At 67.3% G+C, this 17,328-nt stretch carries 18 protein-coding genes; 1 reads left to right on the plus strand and 17 read right to left on the minus strand.

Annotated features, from left to right (window positions below):
- Window positions 1-19: 19 nt before the first annotated feature.
- The 4 genes from VB777_RS08535 to thrC form a co-directional block, all read right to left on the minus strand.
- Window positions 20-403 carry a PAS domain S-box protein gene (locus VB777_RS08535; RefSeq protein ID WP_323248335.1) on the minus strand — a complete coding sequence of 128 codons (384 nt, stop codon included), beginning with the start codon at window positions 401-403 and terminating at the stop codon, window positions 20-22.
- The gene (locus tag VB777_RS08540) at window positions 400-1,362 is read right to left on the minus strand and encodes a cupin (protein ID WP_323248337.1); all 963 of its coding nucleotides are present in this window, start codon (window positions 1,360-1,362) and stop codon (window positions 400-402) included. Before VB777_RS08540 ends, VB777_RS08535 begins: the two co-directional genes overlap by 4 nt.
- A gap of 129 nt (window positions 1,363-1,491) precedes the next feature.
- Window positions 1,492-1,767, minus strand: a complete 276-nt coding sequence (locus tag VB777_RS08545; protein WP_197156080.1) for a MoaD/ThiS family protein — start codon at window positions 1,765-1,767, stop codon at window positions 1,492-1,494.
- Window positions 1,768-1,805: 38 nt separating this feature from the next.
- The gene (thrC, locus tag VB777_RS08550) at window positions 1,806-3,104 is read right to left on the minus strand and encodes a threonine synthase (protein ID WP_197156082.1); all 1,299 of its coding nucleotides are present in this window, start codon (window positions 3,102-3,104) and stop codon (window positions 1,806-1,808) included.
- A gap of 158 nt (window positions 3,105-3,262) precedes the next feature.
- Here thrC and VB777_RS08555 point away from each other — a divergent pair, with 158 nt between their 5' ends.
- Window positions 3,263-6,109: a UPF0182 family protein gene (locus VB777_RS08555; RefSeq protein ID WP_231597930.1), complete on the plus strand. Its 2,847-nt coding sequence runs from the start codon at window positions 3,263-3,265 to the stop codon at window positions 6,107-6,109.
- Window positions 6,110-6,206: 97 nt separating this feature from the next.
- Here the strand turns inward: VB777_RS08555 and fba are convergent, their stop codons facing one another.
- From fba to ruvX, 13 genes are all read right to left on the minus strand, one after another.
- Window positions 6,207-7,280, minus strand: a complete 1,074-nt coding sequence (gene fba, locus VB777_RS08560) for a class II fructose-bisphosphate aldolase (RefSeq protein WP_197156084.1) — start codon at window positions 7,278-7,280, stop codon at window positions 6,207-6,209.
- 199 nt (window positions 7,281-7,479) lie between these two features.
- The gene (locus VB777_RS08565) at window positions 7,480-8,613 is read right to left on the minus strand and encodes a Gfo/Idh/MocA family oxidoreductase (RefSeq protein ID WP_323248341.1); all 1,134 of its coding nucleotides are present in this window, start codon (window positions 8,611-8,613) and stop codon (window positions 7,480-7,482) included.
- 35 nt (window positions 8,614-8,648) lie between these two features.
- Complete coding sequence (locus VB777_RS08570) at window positions 8,649-9,044, minus strand: hypothetical protein (RefSeq protein ID WP_197159316.1); 396 nt, start codon at window positions 9,042-9,044, stop codon at window positions 8,649-8,651.
- Window positions 9,045-9,062: 18 nt separating this feature from the next.
- Window positions 9,063-9,941: an acetyl-CoA carboxylase, carboxyltransferase subunit beta gene (gene accD, locus VB777_RS08575; protein WP_322758664.1), complete on the minus strand. Its 879-nt coding sequence runs from the start codon at window positions 9,939-9,941 to the stop codon at window positions 9,063-9,065.
- 27 nt (window positions 9,942-9,968) lie between these two features.
- Window positions 9,969-10,823: a prepilin peptidase gene (locus tag VB777_RS08580; protein WP_323248344.1), complete on the minus strand. Its 855-nt coding sequence runs from the start codon at window positions 10,821-10,823 to the stop codon at window positions 9,969-9,971.
- Window positions 10,824-10,839: 16 nt separating this feature from the next.
- The gene (locus VB777_RS08585; protein ID WP_231597933.1) at window positions 10,840-11,214 is read right to left on the minus strand and encodes a hypothetical protein; all 375 of its coding nucleotides are present in this window, start codon (window positions 11,212-11,214) and stop codon (window positions 10,840-10,842) included.
- A 59-nt stretch (window positions 11,215-11,273) separates the two neighbouring features.
- A complete protein-coding gene (locus tag VB777_RS08590) occupies window positions 11,274-12,176 on the minus strand; it encodes a phosphoribulokinase (RefSeq protein WP_197156090.1) in 903 nt (300 codons plus the stop codon).
- 71 nt (window positions 12,177-12,247) lie between these two features.
- Window positions 12,248-13,327 carry a 3-isopropylmalate dehydrogenase gene (gene leuB, locus VB777_RS08595; protein ID WP_197156091.1) on the minus strand — a complete coding sequence of 360 codons (1,080 nt, stop codon included), beginning with the start codon at window positions 13,325-13,327 and terminating at the stop codon, window positions 12,248-12,250.
- A gap of 87 nt (window positions 13,328-13,414) precedes the next feature.
- Window positions 13,415-14,452 (minus strand): UDP-3-O-(3-hydroxymyristoyl)glucosamine N-acyltransferase, encoded by a 1,038-nt coding sequence (gene lpxD / locus VB777_RS08600; RefSeq protein WP_323248349.1) that lies wholly within the window; start codon window positions 14,450-14,452, stop codon window positions 13,415-13,417.
- Between the two features lie 44 nt (window positions 14,453-14,496).
- The gene (gene proB, locus VB777_RS08605) at window positions 14,497-15,651 is read right to left on the minus strand and encodes a glutamate 5-kinase (RefSeq protein WP_197156096.1); all 1,155 of its coding nucleotides are present in this window, start codon (window positions 15,649-15,651) and stop codon (window positions 14,497-14,499) included.
- A 36-nt stretch (window positions 15,652-15,687) separates the two neighbouring features.
- Entirely contained in the window at window positions 15,688-16,227 is a 540-nt protein-coding gene (locus tag VB777_RS08610) for a YqeG family HAD IIIA-type phosphatase (RefSeq protein ID WP_197156099.1), read from the minus strand.
- On the minus strand, window positions 16,227-16,781 hold the full coding sequence (locus VB777_RS08615) for a DUF3727 domain-containing protein (RefSeq protein WP_197156101.1): 555 nt from the start codon (window positions 16,779-16,781) through the stop codon (window positions 16,227-16,229). Before VB777_RS08615 ends, VB777_RS08610 begins: the two co-directional genes overlap by 1 nt.
- A gap of 21 nt (window positions 16,782-16,802) precedes the next feature.
- Entirely contained in the window at window positions 16,803-17,276 is a 474-nt protein-coding gene (gene ruvX / locus VB777_RS08620; protein ID WP_197156104.1) for a Holliday junction resolvase RuvX, read from the minus strand.
- Window positions 17,277-17,328 lie beyond the last annotated feature (52 nt).

Raw genomic sequence — 17,328 nt, forward strand, 5'->3', positions numbered from 1 at the left:
TCCGCCCTCACTGATCAGGTCAGCCCACGGTGGGCTCGGTGCCTTCAGGCAGGGGTGTGAGCGTGGCGCCGAAGCACCAGTAATCGCCTCGCTTTTCGGCCACGATGTAGTGATCCGACACCACTTCGGCGCCGGAGCTGCAGACCGTGCGCAGACGCAGGGGATGGTTGAGCACCTTCGATTCTTCAGTGACCTGAAAGCGGGAAAAGCCAAGGTGATGGGACAGTTTGAAGGCATCCGGCAGGATCACACTGAGCGGCTTGGCGACCAGGTCGGCCTGATGCCAGCCATACACCTGTTCAAAACTGTCGTTCACTTCCAGGATCAGACCCTGGTGATCGGCCAAGATGAAGGGATGCCCGGTGTGCCGCAGCTGCTCAATGCTGGTCAGAGTGTCGTTCAAGGAGCGGAAAAGCGGATGTCAAGGCTGCGCAGGTAAGTGTGCAGGGCGGCGTCCTGGATCGGCAGAAGCAGGGCGTCTTCGCCACTCTCGTTGATGTGACCGTGCCAGTGGCCCGGCGGGGTCACGAAGGCTGCCCCGGGCTCCCACTCCATGCGCAGGGGATTGCGGATCGTGCCATCAGCATTGAGCTCGGGCCCAGAGAGGGTGGCACAGCCCGGTGCGCAGGCGATCACCAGGTCGAGGGCCACCGACTGGTGGCGGTGGGGGGGCTGGATGGCCCCGGCCGGTACCAACCCATACATGGCCCAGAGGGTGTGGGTGACGGTGCGGCTCCTGGGCAGATCGCTGTTGGCCAGAAGCAGGCTGAGGCGGTTGCTGCGGGCGCTGCTGGGGTCGGCCGCCAGGGCCGCCAACTCCCGCCGCAGCCACTCGCCTGGGTAGTGGGTGGGCTCGAAGCGGGGCTGATCGGCGCTCACCCCCAGGTGGTTGAGCAGGGGCTCGTCATGGACCCAGTAGAGAACGCTCTCCTCCTGGGCCTCCAGCTGGGCCGCCTCACCGCACGGAAGCACGAAGAGATCCCCCTGGCTCCAGGGCTGATTGAACGGACCGCCGTAGGCACCGGCCGGCCGCAGGCAATGGCCGGCCCCACGCCAGACATAAAACAGGAAGCTGGTGGCATTGGCCCCGGCGCTGATTGTTTCACCCGCCAGGATGCGGATGAAGTTGGCACTCAGGGCAGGACTGGTGGCCGGACCCCGACAACCCAGTTCGTCGCTGAGATCGAGGGGAAGGATGGCGCTTGGGCCGTTGGCGTGCAGCTCAGGCCCCCAGCGCCCCTCCGGGATCGGCTCGGTCAGGCCGCGCCGCACCGGATTGGCGGCCTGGCGGTAGTCAAAGAGCTGGGCCTTGCCCGCCGCCGCCATCGACAGGGCGGCGCTCTGATCCGGCTTCAGTGCCATGGGGGCATCGGGAGCTTGGGTCATGGATCCAGCTGCACGGAAGATGCGCTGAGCCTATGGACAATCCCTGCCCCATTGAGTGCTGGCAGGCACAGCTGGGCGCGGAAAACCATGGGCCTCCCCTCCTGGTCAGCCGCCGGCTACGGCGGGCACGATGCTGACTTCGTCGCCGTCTTTGAGTGGGGTGGCCTGGTTGTCAAGGAAGCGGATGTCCTCGCTGTTGACGTAGACGTTCAGAAAACGGCGCAACTTGCCGTTCTCGTCACACAGACGGGCCAGGATCCCGGGGAAATGGCCTTCGAGGGCCTGAAGCAACTCGTCGACACTGGTGGCGTCCACATCAACGCTGGCGGCGTTGCTGGTGAACTTCTGCAGGGGGGTGGGGATCAGAACCTGAATCGCCATGGAGGAAAGAAAGAAGAAACAGAGCGAAGAACGAGCGATCAGCCGATCGTGTCCCAGTCGGCCCGGTGCAGGGCCTGGGCCCGCTCCCAGGCACTGTTGAAGCTGTCGAGCTGGGCTTCGATCAGGAAGGGTTCACCGATGGCGGAGGCAATGGCTTCGGTGGTCTTGAGGCCATTGCCGGTGATGTAGGCCACGGTGGTTTCGTTGGGGTCGATCTTGCCCTGCTCCACCAGCTTCTTGAGCACGGCGATGGTGGTGCCTCCGGCGGTCTCGGTGAACACGCCCTCAGTTTCTGCCAGCAGCTTGATGCCCTCGACGATCTCCTCGTCGTTGACCGCGGCGATGCTGCCACCGGTCCTGTTGGCGATGTCGATGGCATAGGGACCATCGGCGGGGTTACCGATGGCAATCGACTTGGCGATGGTGTTGGGCTTGACCGGGGTGATGAAGTCGCGGCCTTCGGCGAAGGCCTGGGCGATCGGGGAGCAGCCTTCAGCCTGGGCGCCGCTGAAGCGCACCGGCTTCTCATCCACCAGGCCTACCTTGATGAATTCATCAAAGCCCTTGCGGATCTTGGTGAACAGGGAACCAGAGGCCAGGGGCGCCACGATGTGGTCGGGCAGTTGCCAACCGAGCTGTTCGATCACCTCGTAGCCGAGGGTCTTGGAACCTTCGGAGTAATAGGGGCGCAGATTGATGTTCACAAACCCCCAGCCATAGGTGTTGGCCACCTCGGAGCAGAGGCGGTTCACCTGGTCGTAGTTGCCCTTCACCGCCATCAGGGTGGGGTTGTAGATCAGGGTGCCGAGCACTTTGCCCAGCTCCAGATCACTGGGGATGAACACACAGCATTCCAGGCCGGCATGGGCGGCGATGGCGGCGGTGGAATTGGCCAGGTTGCCGGTGCTGGCACAGCTCACCGTGGTGAAGCCCAGTTCGCGGGCCCGGGTGAGCGCCACCGACACCACCCGATCCTTGAACGAGAGCGTCGGCATGTTGACACCGTCGTTCTTGATGTAGAGATTCTTGAGACCGAGCCGGCGGGCCAGACGGTTGGCCTTGAGCAGGGGCGTGAAGCCGGTGCCGACATCGATCGGGTCGCCTTGGATCGGCAGAAACTCACGATAGCGCCAGATCGAGGTGGGGCCGGCCTCGATCGTGGCGCGGCTGACGCGGGCGCGAATCGCGTCGTAGTCGTACACCACTTCCAGCGGCCCGAAGCAGACGTCTTCGCAGACATGACGGGCGGTGGCCTCATAGGCGTGGCCGCATTCCTTGCAGCGCAGCCCCGTGAAGGTGGGCCCCGTCAGGGTGGAGCGGGAGAGGGTGACCGTCACGGCTACGACTGAAGCTCAACAGAGGCTATCAGCGGTTTCGAGCAGCCTGCACCAATCCCGACTTTGAGAGTCGGGATTTCAATCGTGACGTTGGCTGTCGCGCTGCTGGTGCTGGCTGCAACGCGCCTGCCTACGCTCAATCAGCGATCCGCGTGCCCATGACAACGCCGCGGCTGTCCGGCCTCTCCCTTCCCCAGCGCCTGCTGCTCTCTCTGGTGGTGGGGATGATGGGCGTGCTGCTGCTCTGGAGCTCAGCGCGCCTCTGGATCGAGTGGCAGTGGTTCGCCCAGTTCGGTTTCAGCGGCGTGCTTCTGCTGCGCTGGACCCTGCAGCTGGCAGGGCTCGGGGTGGGTCTGGCCCTGGCACTGGGGCTGCAGCTCTGGCTGCGGCATCTCTGGCGTCTGCCGCGCCTCGCTCCGGAGCGCCACACCCTGCCGCCCCTGGCCTATGGCGGCGTTCTGACCCTGCTGGCCGGGCTGCAGGTGGTGGCCCTGACCATTGCGCTGTGGCTGGCCCGGCGGTTGCTGCTGGCCCCGTTCGATCCCAGCCGCCTGCATGGCCTGATCGCCCTGGAGGGGCCTCCCTCCCTGCCCATGCTGCTGGCGAGCGCCCTGGTCCTGCTGGCTCTGCTGATCCGGCCGATGGCAACGGCGCGGCTGGTGGCGGGTGTGCTGGGTGCCGCGGGAGCCATGGCCCTGGCTCGAGGCTGGAGCCTCTGGAGCGTGGCCCTGGTGGCCCGCGATGCGGGGATCACCGAACCCTTGCTCGGGGCCGACATCAGCTTCGCCCTGCTGCGTTTCCCCGCACTCGCCTTTCTGCTCACCCTGCTGAGCTGTCTGCTGATCGGAGGACTGGCCTGCGGACTCTGGGGTGTGCTGGCCCGGCCACCCCAGCTCAGCGATGGCCGTTTCGCCGGCTTCACCCCCCCCCAGCTGCTGGCCCTGCGCGCCCCCCTGGCGGCCCTGTCCCTTTTGGCCGCCGCCGCCTTCTGGCTGGGACGCCACCAGCTCCTGCTCAGCACCGTGGGCAGCGTGCCCGGAGCTGGCTGGTTCGATGTGCACGTCTCCTTACCCCTGCGCACCCTCGCTGCCCTGCTGGCGTTGACGCTGGCGGTGGTGATCCTGGTGCCCCTGCCGCGGCGGGGCCTGCGGGGGGCCGCCATCGGCTGCACGGCTCTCGCCCTGGCGGCCACGCCACTGGTGGAGGCCCTGCTGCTGCCGCTGGTTCAGCTGTTGGTGGTCAAGCCGCGGGAGCTCGAGCGGGAGACCCCCTACCTGGAGCGCTCGATCCGAGCGACCCGCCATGCCTTTCAGCTGGATCGGATCTCCAGTCGCAATGTCAACCCACGCGACCGGCTGACCCGCGCCGATGTCGAGCAGGGTCAGGCCACCCTGCGCAACATCCGCCTCTGGGACAGCCAGCCCCTGCTGGCCACCAACCGCCAGCTGCAGCAGCTCCGTGTCTACTACCGCTTCTCCGAGCCGGCCGTCGATCGCTACGCACTGCGCCACAGCCAGGGGAGCGGGCGGCAACAGGTGATCATCACGCCACGGGAAATGGATCAGGCGGCCCTGCCCACGGCGGCGCGCACCTGGCTCAACCGCCATCTGGTCTTCACCCACGGCAATGGCTTCACGGTGTCGCCGGTGAACACCAGCGGTCCGGATGGACTGCCTGAATTCTTCATCAGTGATCTGGGCGCTTCCACCCGAGTGCAGGGCAGTCGTCAACTGGGGATCAGCGCCGCAGCCGTGAAGGCCGGCATCCCGATCGGCCGGCCGGCGCTCTACTTCGGCGCCCTCAGCTCCCCCTATGCCCTGGCTCCGTCGAAGGTGGAGGAGTTCGATTACCCCCAGGGAGACGACAACTTCTATTCGCGGTACAGCGGCACCGCCGGCGTACCGATCGGCCATCCCTGGCAGCGGCTGGCGGCATCGCTTTACCTGAGCGAACCGAAACTGCTCAGCCAGGGGGCTCTGACCAGCTCGACCCGCCTGCTGCTGCGCCGCGAGGTGCGTGAACGACTTCGCACCCTGGCGCCGTTTCTCCGCTTCGAGAATGAGCCCTATCTGGTTTCAGTCCAACTCAGGCAGGATGGCCACTTCCCCCGCGCGCAGCATCAGTACTGGATCGTGGATGCGTTCACCACCAGCCGCACCTATCCCTACAGCGCCGCCGTGCCAGGCGACCCGGACATCCGCTATCTGCGCAATTCCGTCAAGGCCGTGGTCGATGCCTACAACGGCTCCGTGCAGCTGTATGTGAGTGAGCCCACTGACCCGATCATCGCCAGCTGGAGGCGTCTGTTCCCGGGGTTGTTTCAACCCCTCTGGAAGATGCCCGACGTTTTGCAGGCCCATATCCGCTATCCCCTGCGCCAGTTTGAGTTACAGACGACCCAGTTGCTGCGCTATCACGTGACCGATCCCCGCGTGTTCTACAGCGGCGACGACGTCTGGCAGGTGCCGATGGAGCTCTACGGCAACAGTCAGGTGCCGGTGAAGCCTTATCACATCAGCGGCCAGGTGGCTGGCCGGCAACAACCTGAATTCCTGCTGCTGCAGCCCCTCACCCCCCTGGCACGCCCCAACCTGGCGGGCTGGCTTGCGGCACGCAGCGATGCTCCCCACTACGGTGAACTGGTGCTGCTGCGCTTCCCCAGCCAGACACCGATCTTCGGGCCAGAGCAGATTCAGGCCCTGATCAATCAGAATCCCAGGATCAGTCAGCAGTTCGGTCTCTGGGATCGAGCTGGTTCCCAGGTGATCCAGGGAAATCTGCTGGTGATGCCGGTTGGCGAGGCGCTGCTCTATGTCGAGCCGGTGTATCTCAAGGCGCGCAACGGCGGTCTGCCCACCTTGACGCGGGTGGTGGTGAGCGACGGTACTCGCATCGCCATGGAGGAGACCCTGGAGAAAGGGATTGAGGCCCTCCTCGATCCGCGTCGTTCCAACCTGGCGACCCAAGCGAGTCCTTCACCTCAGGCACCGATAGCTGATCCTTAGCCAGAGCGGCATGCATCCATGAAAAAAGGGGAGCTTATGCTCCCCTGGACCGATTCAATGTGGCCTGCTTGTCGACCGGTGACGTACCGGGAATCAATCAGGCGGCCACGGCGGTCTTGGGATCGAGTTCGCCCTTGGCGTAGAGAGCGGCGTAGTAGTTGATGTCGCGCTGTTTGATCTTGCTGGCGTTGCCGGCACACCAGAACTGCTGGTAGCGATCCAGGCACACCTGCTTCATGTAGGCCCGGGCGGGCTTGTTGAAGTGGCGGGGATCGAAGTTGGCGGGATCCTTGAAGGCGGCTTCCCGCACGGCGGCAGTGAAGGCGAGGCGGTTGTCGGTGTCGATGTTCACCTTGCGCACGCCATTGCGGATGCCCTCCTGGATCTCTTCGACGGGTACGCCGTAGGTCTCGGGGATGGCGCCGCCGTACTTGTTGATCATGTCCAGCCACTCCTGGGGAACCGAGGAGGAGCCGTGCATCACCAGGTGGGTGTTGGGGATGGCCTTGTGGATTTCAGCGATGCGGCTGATCGCCAGCACTTCACCGGTGGGCTTGCGGGTGAACTTATAGGCGCCGTGGCTGGTGCCGATGGCGATGGCCAGGGCGTCGACCTTGGTCTTGGCGACGAAGTCGGCGGCCTCAGCGGGATCGGTGAGCAGCTGGCTGTGGTCGAGCTTGCCCTCGAAACCGTGGCCGTCCTCGGCCTCACCCATGCCGGTCTCCAGGGAACCCAGGCAACCCAGTTCGCCTTCGACGCTCACGCCGATGGCGTGGGCCACGTCGACCACTTCCTTGGTCACAGCCACGTTGTACTCGTAGCTGGCCGGCGACTTGGCGTCGGCCATCAGTGAGCCGTCCATCATCACCGAGGTGAAACCGTTGGCGGCGGCACCGAAGCAGGTGGCAGGGCTGTTGCCGTGGTCCTGGTGCATCACCACCGGGATGTCGGGATAGGTTTCAACGGCGGCCAGGATCAGGTGCCGCAGAAAGGCCTCACCGGCGTACTGGCGGGCACCGCGGGATGCCTGCAGGATGACGGGGCTGTCGGTCTCGTAGGCAGCCTCCATGATCGACTGCACCTGCTCCAGGTTGTTGACGTTGAAGGCAGGGATGCCGTAGCCGTTCTCAGCGGCGTGGTCGAGCAGCAGCCGAAGCGGAACGAGCGCCATGGATAGAACCTCGGATCGGTGGGTATGGGACTGGGTGACACCAGGGGACAGGTAGGGCCGTGCTCGGGTGGAGCCGTGCTCTGAAGGGGTCCGGCTCAGGAGCCGGGCCGGGGTCGGTCAACCCGCCTTGGTCTGGCGGCGAGTCTAGGGGATCCCCCTCAAGACCCAGGCCCTCACCAGTGCCGCTCCACGGCCTGACTCAGGGATCAAGCGCCAGGGACGCTTCGCCCGACGTGCCCTGCCGTGCCCAGTCGCAGCAACGCTGGCTCGCCACCGCTTCCGCCAGGCCCGGCAGCATCGGACGGCCCTCACGGATCGCCTCGGCCCACCACTGCTGAGTCCGCTGCACCGGTGCCACCCGGCCGTCCTCCCAGGTGCGGGCAAAGGCGAGTGACGGATCGGCTGGGAGCGGCCGCAGCGCCTCGCCCGGCCGGGCCATCCACAGCTGGAAGCCGTGCACATAATCGCTCTGGTTGGACGAACCCAGCACCAGGGTGGCCTCGCTGCCATAGAGCTCGATCCAGTAGCCCCGGCCCTGACGGGTCACCGAGGCCAGCGTCACCTGGGCCGGGGTGCGGACGCCAGAGGCGGTGCCCAGAACCATCTGCAGCAGGGCGATGTCTTCGGCATCCACCGCCGCCCGACCCTCGCCCGGCCCCGGCAGGGGACGCTCAGTGATGGCAGTGCTGAGCTGGGCCCGAAGGCTGCGGGTCGGGCCCACCAGCCAGTGGAGCGTGTCGAAGGCGTGAGTCCCGAGGGCGCCCAGCACCCCGCCGCCCTGCTCCACCTGGGAATACCAGGTCCAGGGACGCTGGCCATCGGCGCGGCTGCTCATCAGCCAATCCAGTTTCACCAGCCAGGGATCACCCAGCACCCCCTCTGCGATCAGGGCTGCCATCTGCTGAAACAACGGCACAGCCCGGTATTCGAAATCCACCGCCACACAGCAGCGTTGCCGCAGGGCAAGGCGCTGCAGCTCCTCGATCTGGGCCGCCTCCAGGGCCACGGGCTTCTCCAGCAACAGGTGCTTGCCCGCCAGCAGAGCGCGCCGGGCCAGATCAAACCGGGGGCCCGGTGGGGTGGCGATCACCACCGCCTCGATCTGCGGGTCGCCGAGCAGGGCATCGAAATCGGTGTGGCCGGGCAGTTCGGCGCGGTGACAGGCCTGCTCCAATCGCTCGGCCCGCGGATGCCACAGGGCCACCGGTTCGGTGAGAAGGCCACTGCGCAGGGCGGGCAGATGCACCGTCTCCCCGAAACCCAGACCCGCCACGGCCACCCGCACCGGCTGGCTGGAACGGCGGCCGCCAAGGGTCGACAGAGCTGGACTCATTGTGACAATCGGGAAGGGAGAGCGACTGGGGCCACTCAGGCGGGCAGGTCGGAGCCGGCGGCGCAGACGGCGTCGATCATGGCGTCGAGCAGCTGATCACCACCGGCTGGCTGCCAGTCGGCCTTGAATCGGGGAACGCCGTTCACGGCAGTGTCGCGGTAGAGCTTCTGACCGCAGTCGAGCTCCATCACATAGAGATCACCGAGGCGAGGGCGACCCTCCTCTTCCGGAGGCGGCAGATAGCGTGACAACACGCTGAGGTTGCCGTCACGGGTGCGCCGCAGGCTGCCCGCATCCCACCACTGCTTGCCCTCCTCGGTGGCGGGAAGCTCCCGCCAGTCGACAGAACCAGCCTGGGCCGGCAGGGCAAGCAGCAGCAGCAGGGCCAGGCTCAGGCCGAGGCGGCCCAGATAACGGATCCAGCGGTGCATCACATCGTCCATGGGGGCTCAGGACAGGGACAGACAGGTCTTGGGCGCATGCAGCCGCAGCAGGCTGGCCAGGGTGCTGCGCAGCTGGGGACGGGGCACGATCGTGTCCACGAAGCCATGATCCTGCAGGTATTCAGCGGTCTGGAAGCCATCGGGCAGCTTCTCGCGCAGGGTCTGCTCGATCACCCTGCGGCCGGCGAAGCCGATCAGCGCCTTCGGTTCGGCCAGGATCAGGTCGCCCAGCATGGCGAAGCTGGCGGTCACTCCGCCGGTGGTGGGATGGGTGAGCAGGGGGATGTAGAGCAGTTCGGCCCGGCGATGCCGCTCCAGCGCCCCGGAGATCTTGGCCATCTGCATCAGGCTGAGCATGCCCTCCTGCATGCGGGCACCGCCGGAGGCGCAGACGATCAGCACCGGCAGCTGGCGATCGGTGGCCTTCTCGATCAGACGGGTGAGCTTCTCGCCCACCACCGAACCCATCGAACCGCCCATGAAGCGGAAGTCCATCACCCCCAGGGCGAGCGGATGGCCATCGAGGCGGCACAACCCCGTCACCACCGCATCGCGCAGGCCGGTGCTGCGCTGGCTGTCGCGCAGCCGGTCGGCGTAGTGGCGGCGATCCTTGAAGGCCAGGGGATCGGTGGGGGCCAGCTCGGTGTCAAGGGGCTCGAAGCTGCCCTCATCGGCCAGCAGCCGGATGCGCTCCTCGCTGTCGATGCGGTGGTGATAGCCGCATCCCTTGCATACGCTGGCGTTGGCCTGCAGATCCTTGCGGTAGGTGACCAGGCCGCACTCGGGGCACTTGCTCCAGAGACCATCGCCTTCATCGCTTTCCTGGTTGACGCGCACCACTGGTGCAGCCTTGCGGCGGTCAGCGAACCAGTCGAACAGCGACACGGGAAAACTCGGAGGATCCGATCACATTTAAGGACCGGGCCAGCCCAGCAGCTGCAGCCACAGGCCATGGCCGCCGATCCAGACGAGCACGCCACCGCAGGCCAGGAACGGACCGAAGGGAAAGGGTTGCTGTGGACCCAGCCGGCCCAGCAGGCGGGCCAGCCCGCCCACCACAGCTCCGCCGCCGATGGCCAGGGCCACGGCCAGGCCCAGACCGGTGGGACCGAGCCAGGCTCCCAGCAGGGCAGCCAACTTGGCATCGCCCAGGCCCAGGGCAGGGCGGCCGAGGAGCCGTTCGGCCAGGGCGCTGGTGCCCTCGAAACCCAGCAGGCCGATCCCGGCGGCGAGCAGATGCTGAAACAGCAGCGCCCGGCCCACCTCCTCACCCTGGCTGAAGCCGATCACCGCCGTGCAGGCCAGCCCAAGCACCAGTCCCCAGCGGCAGAGGGGCTCAGGCAGCCAGAGTGCGTCGAGGTCGACCAGCACCAGCGGGATCAGCCAGCTGACCAGCAGCCAGCCCGCCGCCACCAGCATCCATGCGGCAGGGGCCGGCCCCAGACCGGCCGGCTGGGCAAACACCATCGCCACCCACAGGCCGGCGCAGAGCAGTTCGACCAGCAGATAGCGCGGGCTGATGCTGCGGCGGCACGTCCGGCAGCGGCCGCCCAGCCAGAGCCAGCCCAGCACGGGCACGTTCTCGAACCAGGCCAGCGGGGTGTCGCAGTGGGGGCAGTGGCTGCCGGGATGGATGAGCGACTCCTGCCGAGGCAGGCGAAAGGCGACCACCTGCAGAAAGCTGCCCACGCAGGCACCGAGGACCGCGGCAAGCAGGGGCAGGGTCGAGGGCTCCATGATCAGGGGCGACCCGTTGCTGCTGAGCATGGCTGACGCGGCGGGTTCAGGGGCGCAGATTGGAGCGCGGATTGCGCAGCCGGGTGGAGGCAGTGCGGTTGGGCCGGCCCCGGATCATCTCAATCGGGACGAAGTGTTCCTCCGGCAGCAGCACCGGCAACTCGAACACCACCCGCGGCGGAACCGGAGCCTGCTGCCAGATGATGCCGATGGGTTCAGCCCCACCCGGGCACTGCTCGAGGTAGTGAAAATAGGCCCTGCGGGCGTCTTGAAACACCTGACGGCTATCGATCTGATCCAGCCGAAGTTCCGGCCGCGGAGACGAGCCAGTGGATCCATTGGCTCCCTGGATCAGGAAGGAGGGGGAAGAAGTGGCACGTCCGGTGAAGGGAATCGGCCCCACCTTGTCCGACTGGTTCACCCACCTTAGAGGTCTTGGCAGGGGGTGAGACCAATCGTGCACCGGGCTTGAGCTGGAACTCAGGCGAGCGTCTTCTTGTCCTGGATCATGCGATGGATGATCGGGGTGAGGATCAACTCCATCGCAAAGCCCATCTTGCCGCCGTTCACCACGATGCTCGTGGGGCTGGACATGAAGGAATCGTGGATCATGTCCAGCAGGTACTGGAAGTCGATCCCCCACTTGTCCCGGGCTCCCTTGCGGAAGTGGATGATCACGAAGCTCTCATCCGGGGTGGGGATGTTGCGGCAGATGAAGGGGTTGGAGGTGTCCACGGTGGGCACCCGCTGGAAGTTGATGTCGGTGCGGCTGAACTGCGGGCAGATGTGGTTGATGTAGTCCGGCATCCGGCGCAGGATCGTGTCGACGATCGCCTCGGCGGAGTAACCCCGTTCGGCGTTGTCGCGCGAGATCTTCTGGATCCACTCCAGGTTGGTGATCGGCACCACGCCCACCAGCAGGTCCGCCAGGGATGCCACGTCGTAGCCCTCACCAACCACACCGCCGTGCAGACCCTCGTAGAAGAGCAGGTCGGTGCCGGCGGGGATGGGTTCCCAGGGGGTGAACTGGCCGGGCTCCAGGCTGGTGCCGAGGCGGCTGTTGTGATCAGCGGCCTCCTCAACGGAGTGGAGGTAGTAGCGCTTCTGGCCACCGCCGGATTCGCCGTAGCTCTGGAACAGCTCCTGGAGCTTGTCGAACAGGTTGGCCTCGGGACCGAAGTGCGAGAAGTTCTCGCCCTTAGACAGGGCTGCCGCCATGGCCTCCTTCATGGGGCCGCGCTCGTAGCGGTGGTAGCTGTCGCCCTCCACCACCGCAGGCTGGATGCCTTCTCGCTCGAAGATGTGCTCGAAGGCACGCTTGACCGTGCTGGTTCCTGCGCCGGAGGAACCGGTGACGGCGACGACGGGGTGACGCTTCGACATCGGCGCGGACTGCAGAAAAACCGTAGTGAGTTTTGCAGGTCGCCGGTCCGCCTCCCTGCTGGGCGCCTGGTTCAGGCCTCCAGCGCCGCCAGCAGCTGCTCACCCATGGCGCTGCAGCCCAGCACACTGCAGCCCTCGCTGAGCAGATCACCGGTGCGGTAGCCAGCCGCCAGCACCCGATCCACGGCCCCTTCCAGAGCCGCGGCGGCCGCGTCCTGCCTGAGGCCCACCCGCAGCAACATGGCGGCGCTGAGCACCATGGCCATCGGGTTGGCCTTGTCCTGCCCGGCGATGTCCGGGGCTGAGCCATGCACCGGCTCGAACAGCCCCGGCCCGTCCGATCCGAGGGAGGCGGAGGGCAGCATGCCGATCGAGCCGGTCAGCATGGCGGCCTCGTCGCTGAGGATGTCGCCGAACAGGTTGCCGGTGAGCAGCACATCGAACTGCTTCGGTGCCCGCACCAGCTGCATGGCGGCATTGTCCACGTACATGTGGCTGAGCTCCACCTCCGGGTAGTCGCAGGCGATCGCTTCCACCCGATCGCGCCAGAGCTGGCTCACATCCAGCACATTGGCCTTGTCGACCGAGCAGAGCCTGCGGCCGCGCTGCATGGCCAGATCGAAGCCCACCCGGGCGATCCGGTCGATCTCGTGGTCGGAATAGACCATCGTGTTGAAGGCGCGCACGTGGCCATCGGCCTCGACGCGTCCCTTGGGCTGGCCGAAATAGATGCCGCCGGTGAGCTCCCGCACCACCATCAGGTCGACGCCCTCGATCACCTCCGGCCGCAGGCTGCTGGCGTCAGCCAGGGCGGGAATGATCGTCACCGGCCGCAGGTTGGCGAACAGCTCCAGGCCGGCCCGCAGGCCCAGCAGACCCGTCTCGGGCCGCTGCGAGCGGGGCAGGGCATCAAAGCGGGGGCTGCCGATCGCCGCCAGCAGCACGGCATCGGCCGCCTTGCAGGCCGCCAGGGTGCTGGCGGGCAGGGGTTCACCGCAGGCGTCGATGGCGGCACCACCGATCGGTTGCTCGTCGAAGACAAGGCTGAAGCCATGGCGTTGACTCACCACCTCCAGCAGCTGCCGGGCCACCGCGGTGATTTCCGGGCCGATGCCGTCGCCGGGAAGCAGGGTGATCCGGTAGCTGGTCATGGGAGCCGGAGGAGCGACAAGCGGGCTGGGCGCGAGGCTACGCCGCGACCTTCTGGGCACGGATTCAGAGCTCCCGGACCAGGCTCCTCAGCTGGAGCTGTTTTTCAGTTGCCGCAGGGTCCTGGCCATCTCCGGCAGCTTGTTGAAGGCAGCCGAGCAGCGCAGCCACAGCCGGTTGGGGATGGCGGGGTAGCCACTCACCACCTCACCGGCGGCCACCTCTCCGTGGATGCCGGATTTGGAGGAGGCAATCGCCCGATCGCCGATCACGGCCTTGTTGGCCACGCCCACCTGGCCGGCCAGGATCACACCATTGCCGAGACGGGCACCGCCGGCAATGCCCACCTGGGCCGCCAGGGCACAGCCCCGCCCGGTCACCACGCCATGGCCGACGTGCACGAGGTTGTCGATCTTGCTGCCGGCACCGATGCGGGTCTCGCCCACCGAGGGGCGATCGATGGTACTGCCGCAGCCCACTTCCACGCCATCCTCGAGCACCACCAGCCCGGTCTGGGGCATCTTGCGCCAGCCGGCGGCGGTGGGCACGAAGCCAAACCCCTCCGAGCCGATCACAGCGTTGGAGTGCACCACGCAACCACGGCCGAGGCGACTGCCAGGGTGGAGCACGGCGTTGGCATGGATCTCACAGCCCTCGCCGAGCTGCACATCGTCGTAGAGCACAGCTCCGGGGTGCAGGGTGCAGCCGCTGCCAACGGTCACCGCGGCGCCGATCACCACATGGGCACCCACGTGCACCGCCTCACCGAGCTGGACGCTGGGATCGAGCACGGCACTGGAGTGCACCCCCGCAGGCAGGGGACGCCGTGGGTAAAGGGCCTCCAGGGCTTCGGCGAATCCGAGGCGCGGATCGGCCAGGGCCACCCAGGCCAGGCCCCGCTCGCTGGCCTGGTGCTGCAGATCGGCGTCGGCCGGGAGCAACACGGCACTGGCGCCAGTGGCAGCCAGGGCCGCCGCCAGGGCGTTGCCGGGCTCCAGGAAACTCAGCTGACCACCGCTGGCCTGATCCAGGGCAGCCGCGCCGCCGATCTCCGGGTCTGCAGCCAGATCCCTGGGAGTGCTCTCCGCCACCTGGCTGAGCTGGCCGAGCAGCTGGCTGAAACGCATGCCTGGGAGGAGGGATCGAGGCCGGATCGTAGGGCTGGGCTCCGTCAGGCTGGCGGCGGCACGGAGGTGAGCACCAGGTGGTCGCGGTGCACCACTGCATCGCCCACCGCATCTCCACCTGCCCCGAGCCGGCTGCGCACGGCTTCGCTGCTGAGGCCCACCACCTGACGTAGCTCATCGCTGCTGAGGCTGCAGAGACCACGGCCCAGCTCCCGGCCATCGGCGGCCAGCAGGCGCACGGGATCGCGGCGGCGGAAGTCGCCCTCCACCGCACGGATCCCCACCGCCAGCAGGGACGCCCCCCGATGGACCAGGGCCCGCTCGGCGCCGGCATCCAGGGTGAGGCTGCCCTTGGCCAGCAGGGCATGGGCCAGCCAACCCTTGCGATCAGGCAACGGAGTGGTGGAGGGATGGAACACCGTGCCCACCCGTTCACCGGCCAGCAGGGCATCGAGCACGGCGGGATCACGGCCATCGGCGAGCCGCACACGGATGCCGCTGGCCGTGGCGATCCGGGCCGCCGCGAGTTTGGTGGTCATGCCGCCCGTCCCCCAGCGACCGCCTCCTTTGGCCACGCCTCGGAGGCTCTCCAGTTCCGCCAGATCGCGCACCTCATCGATCGGAACCGCCTCGGCATCGCTGCGGGGATCACCCGAATAGAGGCGATCCACATCAGTGAGCAGGATCAGTTCGTCAGCGTTGATCGCCACCGCCACCAGGGCCGAGAGGGTGTCGTTGTCGCCGAAGCGCAGCTCCTCGGTGGCGAGGGTGTCGTTCTCGTTCACCACCGGCACCACCCCCCAGGCGAGCAGCTGCTCCAGGGTGCGGCAGGCGTTCTGGTAGCGCCGCCTGGAGGCCAGATCGCCGCGGGTCAGCAGCACCTGGGCCACCCGCGCACCGCGCACCGCGAAGGCGTCCTGATAGAGGGCCATCAGCTGCCCCTGGCCCACCGCCGCCGCCGCCTGCAGCGCCACCACTTCGCTGGGACGTTGCTCCAGCGCCAGGGTGCGACAGCCCAGGCCCACGGCCCCACTGGTCACCAGGGCGATCGCATCGCCACGACGCTGCTGGCGACTGAGGCTGGCGGCCAGGTCGTGAACCACGGCGCTCGTGGGCCGATCGGGCTGACCCTGCAGGGTGCTGGTCCCCACCTTGATCACACGACGCAGGCCGCCGCCTGCAGGACTGCTGTTGGTCATCCGCCTAGAGGGTGAGGCGCACGGGTCGGCATCCGATCAGGCCAGGGGGGTTCCGATCCAGCGCGCCAGGCCCAGCTCGATCCGCTGCAGGTGATCCTGCCGGCACGGCTCCCCATTCGGATCGATCGGCCGCACCAGCACGGTGTACAGGCCCAGCCGATTACCCGCCAGCACATCCGTGAACAGACGATCCCCGATCAGGGCGACCTGCTCGGGGAGCAGGTCCAGGTCCGCCAGCACCCTCCTCAGGGCGGAGCGGCGCGGCTTGCCCGCCGAGGTGGTGAAGGGCAGCCCCAGCTGCTGGGCGAGGCCACCGATCCGCCGCCGCGATGGGTTATTGCTGAGCAGGTGCAAGGGCATCCGTGCCTGGGCACGTCGCAACCACTGCTCGGCCCGGGCCGGCAGCTCGGAACGGTGACGCGGCAGCATGGTGCGGTCCACATCGAGCACCAGAGCGGCGATCGACTGGTCCTGCAGCCGCTCCAGGGAGAGGTCCACCAGAGTTCCCTGCACCACCAGATCGGGTGTGAGCAGCCGCGGCAGGGCGGCAAGGCTGGCTGCATGCCGGCTGGGCATCAGTCCCCCTGCTCCCGCTCCTCCAGTTCCGCCTCGAGGCGGGGCTGAATCCGCTCGAATTCCTCGCCCTCCACCAGCACGGCTTCGCTGCCGTTCATCCGGGCCACCACGAAGAAGGGATCGAGGGGAATGAAGAGGCCATAGTCCTGACCATCCGCCTTGAACTGGATCAGCAACTCATAGGTCTCACTGTCCTCATCCTCGTCCTCATCCTCGTCGAAGTCGTCAGGATCGGGCTCATCGAGCTCGCCGCTCACGGTAAGAGTCACCGCTGAGCGCACCAGGGTCAGGTCATGCTCCTGCAGCACTACATCCGCCACCGAGAAGATCGCCTCGTTGCCCTCGATCGTGTCGATCAGTTCCGGGTTGGTCTCGTCATCGGTGAGCCGGAACAGGCACACCGGGGTGTCCACCGGAGTGAGCAGCCCGTAGTCGTTGCCATCCAGCGGGATCAGCTGCTCGAGGAAGCAGAGCAGTTGCCGCTGCTGGCTGTCCCGCACGAGCACCGTGGGCACATCACCGGAGGACGGGGTCGTGGGTCCGTCGGGACTCATGGGGGAGGAGCGTTGTCCCCCTCAGGATGGATCAGCATGGTCCGACCTGCAGGAATTCGGGGTCGCCGGCAGGACCGGTTCGGGACCCTCCCCCAGCCACTGCTCCAGCAACAGGGCTGCGGCGGCGCTGTCCAGGGCGCCGCTGCGATCGCCGTGCAGGCCATGGAGCTCGGCGGCGGCCCAGCTGCTGGCGAACTCATTCACCAGGGCCAGCGGCAGGTTCAGCTGCCGGGCCAGCCGTTCGCCATACCGGCGGCAATGGACCGCCTGGGCGGTGGGTTGCTGCTGCTGATCCAGGGGCAGCCCCACCACCAGGGCCTCAACGCGGCGCTGGCGAGCCAGTGGCTCCAGCACAGCCAGATCGGCCGGGAAGGACCCGCGCCGCAACGGCGGCAGCGATGTGACCGTGAGACCGAGCGGGTCACAGCCGGCCAGGCCGATGCGCCTGCGGCCCACGTCGAGGGCGAGCACCGAGCGGCGACGGGGGACAGGCATCCGGGGGGTGGGGAGGCTGCGCGGGGGCGAGGGCGCAGGGTTGGATGGCGAG

The sequence above is a fragment of the Synechococcus sp. CCY9202 genome (genome assembly GCF_034931685.1).
Taxonomy (GTDB): Bacteria; Cyanobacteriota; Cyanobacteriia; order PCC-6307; family Cyanobiaceae; genus CBW1002.

Excerpts from the sequence above, each read along its gene's own strand:
- VB777_RS08555 (WP_231597930.1), top strand. The coding sequence starts at position 3,263 with ATGACAACGCCGCGGCTGTCCGGCCTCTCCCTTCCCCAGCGCCTGCTG.
- VB777_RS08570 (WP_197159316.1), bottom strand. The coding sequence starts at position 9,044 with ATGCACCGCTGGATCCGTTATCTGGGCCGCCTCGGCCTGAGCCTGGCC.
- VB777_RS08540 (WP_323248337.1), bottom strand. The coding sequence starts at position 1,362 with ATGGCACTGAAGCCGGATCAGAGCGCCGCCCTGTCGATGGCGGCGGCG.
- VB777_RS08565 (WP_323248341.1), bottom strand. The coding sequence starts at position 8,613 with ATGAGTCCAGCTCTGTCGACCCTTGGCGGCCGCCGTTCCAGCCAGCCG.
- VB777_RS08610 (WP_197156099.1), bottom strand. The coding sequence starts at position 16,227 with ATGCCCAGCCGGCATGCAGCCAGCCTTGCCGCCCTGCCGCGGCTGCTC.
- VB777_RS08615 (WP_197156101.1), bottom strand. The coding sequence starts at position 16,781 with ATGAGTCCCGACGGACCCACGACCCCGTCCTCCGGTGATGTGCCCACG.
- VB777_RS08590 (WP_197156090.1), bottom strand. The coding sequence starts at position 12,176 with ATGTCGAAGCGTCACCCCGTCGTCGCCGTCACCGGTTCCTCCGGCGCA.
- ruvX (WP_197156104.1), bottom strand. The coding sequence starts at position 17,276 with ATGCCTGTCCCCCGTCGCCGCTCGGTGCTCGCCCTCGACGTGGGCCGC.
- leuB (WP_197156091.1), bottom strand. The coding sequence starts at position 13,327 with ATGACCAGCTACCGGATCACCCTGCTTCCCGGCGACGGCATCGGCCCG.
- VB777_RS08545 (WP_197156080.1), bottom strand. The coding sequence starts at position 1,767 with ATGGCGATTCAGGTTCTGATCCCCACCCCCCTGCAGAAGTTCACCAGC.
- proB (WP_197156096.1), bottom strand. The coding sequence starts at position 15,651 with ATGACCAACAGCAGTCCTGCAGGCGGCGGCCTGCGTCGTGTGATCAAG.
- VB777_RS08580 (WP_323248344.1), bottom strand. The coding sequence starts at position 10,823 with ATGCTCAGCAGCAACGGGTCGCCCCTGATCATGGAGCCCTCGACCCTG.
- fba (WP_197156084.1), bottom strand. The coding sequence starts at position 7,280 with ATGGCGCTCGTTCCGCTTCGGCTGCTGCTCGACCACGCCGCTGAGAAC.
- lpxD (WP_323248349.1), bottom strand. The coding sequence starts at position 14,452 with ATGCGTTTCAGCCAGCTGCTCGGCCAGCTCAGCCAGGTGGCGGAGAGC.